Below are 3,448 nucleotides of genomic sequence, written 5' to 3'. Positions count from 1 at the left end.
CGCTCAGCGTTGAGGAGCGCACCGCATTGTGGCACCGGACGAACTGGGCTGACATCGTTGATGACCGCCCCCCCGAGTTGCCCGCCCCGACGCTGAGCGAGGCGCTGACGGCCGACCAGACCGACGCCGGTGTCGATGGACCCCCGAATACCCAAACGGCCACTGAGGCCGAATCCGACGCCGACGCCACCGAAGTCGTTGACGCCGAGATCATCGAGGACGTTGAGACCACCGGAGTTGTGATGACCGGACAGACCACGAGTTCGCAACGCCGATACTCGGTGCCACCCGGCACCTTTGGCCCGAACGGATACGTGAACCCTGCGCTGGCGAGGTCGATCACCGGCGGTCGTCGTCAGCCTCAGATCACCGTCGATGGCGAGGCCGCCGGGTGGTCGTAACCCTGAGTGCTTGATCACCAATCAAGTGGACCAGGGTTTCTCGCAGCCCTCACCGCGTCACCGATTGCGGCCCTGACCAGGGCGAGGAGCTGTGTGTCGCGGACCCGCACCGCAACGGCCGCCGACTCAGTGGGCCAACGCTGGCCCAAGCTGTGGGAAAACGGCTGCCATTCCCCGCCGTCTGCGGCACCGAGATGTGTTACAACACAGCACCAGAGCCTCAGTGCCGTACTCTCGAACTGAGACCCCCTCCGCCTAGCGCGTTGCCCGTAGCCCGCAGGTAGGCCGAGGGGGTCTCGTCGTTGCCGGGCACCTCCATCCCCACCCTCGAAAACACCGAGTGATTCGGTGAACTACCCTGTGCCGCTTACGATTTAGCGTCGTGTCGCCGTTGCGTAACCGCCACGCTAATGTGATCATGAGGTCATGAGCACCACCGACACCGCGCCGACCCGCAGCAGCGATACCCCGCCGCGCTCGTGGTCGACACGGCTCGCCGCATACAAGGGGCGTGGTGCCAGCGAGCGCGACCCGCGTGTCCAACGGTGCCGGGAAGCCCTCAGCTACTGGCGAGTTCGCCGCACGCTCGACGCCGAGCTGCCGACGCTGACCACCGACGACCGCGCCGACCTCGCCCAGCGCCTGACCACCTGACCCCACCCGCCGGAGCCTCACACCCACCCGGAGCAACCACGTTTCACTCGCACCGATTGAGGAGTCCGAACATGTCCGCAACCGTCAGCGCCGACGAGATCGCCCAGCAGATCATCGACCTGCTCACCGATCTGTCGCCCAGCCCCAATGACGACCCGCCCCTGTGGCCGTGGTCGCTGATCGCCGCCCATCTGCCGAGCGGATACTGGCGGCGTCTGGAAGCTCTCGACAAGCTCGCCAACGCGGGTCGGGTCGTGGAGGTGAAGGTCGGCGGCACACCGTATGTCGGGTTGTGCGACGGCTTCTGCCAGGAGGCTCACCGAGTGTCCACAGAACGCGGTGAGCCCGACCTTGGCCTGGCCGTCTGATGAGCGCCGCCGTCACCATCGCGCTCGTGGTCGGCGCGTTCTTCGCCCGGGAGATCATCGGCACCGCCGTGACCGTCGTGACCGCCGTCGTCATCGCGGCGCGCAGATACACGCCAGCCCTGGACCCCAGAGCTACCGCCGACGACAATGAATCCAACACCGCCGCAACACAATACCGACTTGTGAGGAATTGAGACTATGGTCAATCTAACCGCCACCGTGACCGCCGACCGGCCGACACCGGTCGTCACCGGAGCGACCGGCTACGGCGTCCGCCGCCGAGAGTTCATCGACGCCCCGACACCGAACTACAGCCAGGACGAGCTACGGGACCGGCGGCGCAAGCACCTACCGATCCAGCTCGACGCGGCGTTCGATCTCGGTGAGGAACTTCGCGCCGTCCTCGGTGCCGCCGAGGCGAAGTTGGCGACCGAGCCGTGCCCTGGGACACCGGGTTACATCGAGTCGGTGACCGCGATCAGCGGCGCGGTCGAGGAGCTGTGTGACCGCGCCCGCAATCTGGTCCACGCGGCCAAGGTCTCTCGCGTGCGCGACACCGACCGGCCCCGCGCCCGGGCTGCCCTCAAGGCGTTGGCGGCCAAGCCCGCCCCTGAGATCACACGTGCCGCGCTCATCGAGTGCCGGTGGGCTCAGCCCCTCACCAACCTCGCGGCATCCATCAGCGGACCCCTCAGCGATCTTCTCGGCCGACAGTCGGACTCGCGCCGGGGTCTGGCCTCGGTGAGCGACGAACTTATCGACGCGCTGAGGTCTCTCGACCGCACTGTTCTCGATCTGCATCGGCGGATTGACCGGGCACGGAGTTACCGCGCACAAAATATGCACGCCGCCGCAGCCGCCAACCCCAACGCCGACGCTGAGGCGGCCCGCGCCACCTTGGCCGAACTCGGTATCGGCGTTGACCAGGAGAACATCTGATGACCGCACCGGCCCAAACCCTCAGCCCCGTCGAGTTCGAAGCACCGCTGGTGAACCCGGCCCCGAACGGGCTCTATCCGGCCACCGCCTGGACCGATGAGACCGGCGCACCCCGCTGGCTCGCCTCGGGCGTTCGTGTCCGGCCACACAACTTCGGCGGCGAGGACGCCTTCCGTATCTGGGGCGCAGACTGGTGCGACCCCGAGCCCGGCGAGCTGAAAGACGGTGAGCGTCCGGCGATCCCGGCCCCGTTCGACCCGCTCACCGCGTGGGCGTTCGATCAGGGCGACCTGACCGCCCCCTCACAGGCTGAGGTCCGCGAACGCGCGTTGCAGGATCTGCGGATCACCGAGCAGGTCGCCGTGGAGCGTGAGTTCGCGGCGCGCCTCCTGATCGACGCGTGCACCCCGGCACCGGCCGCCGACCTCATCGCGGCGGTGAGCCACATCGAGGCCGAGTTCGCCAAGACCAACACCACCGGTCTCATTCATGCGAGCGCCGGTCTGGCCGCCGCCGCACAGCGGTTCGGTCTGATCATCCTGTCCGGCGGTAACTCCCCGCGCTCACCGCTGGGTCACACCTGGGTGTTCGGCGGCGGATACATCGAGGGGCTCGGCGACACCATCGTCGGCACCAGCCCGACGTTCGGGTGGCGCGATCAGCCGGTCCTGCGTGAAGCCATCGAGGCCCGTTACAACCAGTTCGTGGCCGTCGCCGAACGCTCGGTCGTGATCGGCTACGAGAAGGCCGTGGCAGCGGCGACCATCACCTGATCCACCAACCGCAGCAGGTGGCGGTGGCCCCCTCTCCGCCTTTCACTCCCACCGCCACCTGCACCGCTGACGCCGACCGGGACTGGTTACGGACCGCCGGTCGGCGTCGGCACCCTCACCACCCCGACGACCAGGAGCACCAACCGTGAGCAGTGTGACCTCGACCGCCACCGCGATGACACCCGCCGCGCGCCAGGAGATGCTGACCGCGATCCACGAGAGCGCGCACGCGGTCATCGCCACCGTCTACGGTGCGACGGTCGAGAAGTCGGTGCTGACGCCGGACGATCCCGAACGCGCGGGGCTCACTACC

The 3,448-nt window shown here is 67.9% G+C and carries 6 protein-coding genes; all 6 read left to right on the top strand.

Features of this window, described 5'->3' with window-relative positions; all coding sequences use genetic code 11:
* Positions 1-401, top strand: a 401-nt coding sequence (locus B1964_RS15745) for a hypothetical protein (RefSeq protein ID WP_216354252.1), incomplete at its 5' end; no start/stop codon positions are given.
* Between the two features lie 426 nt (positions 402-827).
* Positions 828-1,055: a hypothetical protein gene (locus B1964_RS15740; protein ID WP_079930438.1), complete on the top strand. Its 228-nt coding sequence runs from the start codon at positions 828-830 to the stop codon at positions 1,053-1,055.
* A gap of 71 nt (positions 1,056-1,126) precedes the next feature.
* The gene (locus B1964_RS15735) at positions 1,127-1,423 is read left to right on the top strand and encodes a hypothetical protein (protein WP_079930437.1); all 297 of its coding nucleotides are present in this window, start codon (positions 1,127-1,129) and stop codon (positions 1,421-1,423) included.
* Complete coding sequence (locus tag B1964_RS15730; RefSeq protein WP_079930436.1) at positions 1,423-1,617, top strand: hypothetical protein; 195 nt, start codon at positions 1,423-1,425, stop codon at positions 1,615-1,617. Before B1964_RS15735 ends, B1964_RS15730 begins: the two co-directional genes overlap by 1 nt.
* Positions 1,618-1,621: 4 nt before the next feature.
* Positions 1,622-2,362: a hypothetical protein gene (locus B1964_RS15725; protein ID WP_079930435.1), complete on the top strand. Its 741-nt coding sequence runs from the start codon at positions 1,622-1,624 to the stop codon at positions 2,360-2,362.
* Positions 2,362-3,135 carry a hypothetical protein gene (locus B1964_RS15720; protein ID WP_079930434.1) on the top strand — a complete coding sequence of 258 codons (774 nt, stop codon included), beginning with the start codon at positions 2,362-2,364 and terminating at the stop codon, positions 3,133-3,135. The genes B1964_RS15725 and B1964_RS15720 overlap by 1 nt, the downstream gene beginning before the upstream one ends.
* Positions 3,136-3,448: the final 313 nt, after the last annotated feature.

This window comes from Gordonia sp. i37, assembly GCF_002043085.1.
Taxonomy (GTDB): domain Bacteria; phylum Actinomycetota; class Actinomycetes; order Mycobacteriales; family Mycobacteriaceae; genus Gordonia; species Gordonia polyisoprenivorans.
Note: the sequence above shows the minus strand (reverse complement) of the source record. Positions and strands in the feature narration are given on the sequence as shown.

Excerpts from the sequence above, each read along its gene's own strand:
- B1964_RS15740 (WP_079930438.1), top strand. The coding sequence starts at position 828 with ATGAGCACCACCGACACCGCGCCGACCCGCAGCAGCGATACCCCGCCG.
- B1964_RS15735 (WP_079930437.1), top strand. The coding sequence starts at position 1,127 with ATGTCCGCAACCGTCAGCGCCGACGAGATCGCCCAGCAGATCATCGAC.
- B1964_RS15730 (WP_079930436.1), top strand. The coding sequence starts at position 1,423 with ATGAGCGCCGCCGTCACCATCGCGCTCGTGGTCGGCGCGTTCTTCGCC.
- B1964_RS15725 (WP_079930435.1), top strand. The coding sequence starts at position 1,622 with ATGGTCAATCTAACCGCCACCGTGACCGCCGACCGGCCGACACCGGTC.
- B1964_RS15720 (WP_079930434.1), top strand. The coding sequence starts at position 2,362 with ATGACCGCACCGGCCCAAACCCTCAGCCCCGTCGAGTTCGAAGCACCG.